The 831-nt window shown below is 45.7% G+C and carries 2 protein-coding genes; both read left to right on the top strand.

What is annotated here, in order from left to right:
* On the top strand, positions 1–403 hold a 403-nt coding region (locus tag AABK37_RS41635; RefSeq protein ID WP_432557219.1), incomplete at its 5' end, for a hypothetical protein.
* Positions 404–528: 125 nt separating this feature from the next.
* On the top strand, positions 529–831 hold a 303-nt coding region (locus AABK37_RS41630), incomplete at its 3' end, for a hypothetical protein (RefSeq protein ID WP_432557218.1).

Here is an 831-nt window from a genome sequence, read left to right as displayed (position 1 = left end):
TCACACACAAATATTAAGGTTTAAAACAATGTTGAAGAATTTTGCTTTCGGTATCTTAGCTGCTGCTTTAGCTGTCGCTCCTGGTGCTGCCTTTGCCGGTCAAGGTCAAAGCAACGTGCAAGTTACCACACAAGAAGGTACTGCAATCGATGGTAGCACCAATGCTCAAAGCTCCACCAGCAGCAACGTGCAACAACAAATTCAAAACGCACAGAAAAAAGCCGGTGCTTATCGTCCTGGCAGATACTACAACGGCGCTTGCAGAGGTGGATCTAATGCTCAATCTCAAGGCTCTGTACAACGTACAAGCCAAAGCGGTGCAGCGATTGGCGGTTCTGTGAATGCTCAAGATAGCGTTACCACAAGCAATCAGCGTCAAATTTTAGCTGCGGGCTGCCGTTAATTACTGCATAAGTTTATCAGGCGTTACCTACTTAATAAAAGAATCACCCAAACGATTCCACAAGTCAAATAACGCCTTCTTTTTCATCAACAACACTCACACACAAGTAAATCAGGTTTAAAACAATGTTGAAGAATTTTGCTTTCGGTATCTTAGCTGCTGCTTTAGCGATCGCTCCTGGTGCTGCCTTTGCCGGTCAATCTCAAAGCAACGTGCAAGTTACCACACAAGAGGGTGCTGCAATCGATGGTAGCACCAATGCTCAAAGCTCCACCAGCAGCAACCGTCAACAACAAATTCAAAACGCACAGAAAAAAGCTGGCGGATACTACAGCCCATACTACCGCAAAGGTAACACAAACCAATCTCAAGGCTCTGTCCAACGTACACGCCAAGATGGTGCTGCAATTGGCGGTTCTGTGAATGCT

It is taken from the genome of Tolypothrix sp. VBCCA 56010 (assembly GCF_050875635.1).
Classification (GTDB): Bacteria; Cyanobacteriota; Cyanobacteriia; order Cyanobacteriales; family Nostocaceae; genus Hassallia.
This window is presented reverse-complemented; position numbering and strand designations above follow the sequence as displayed.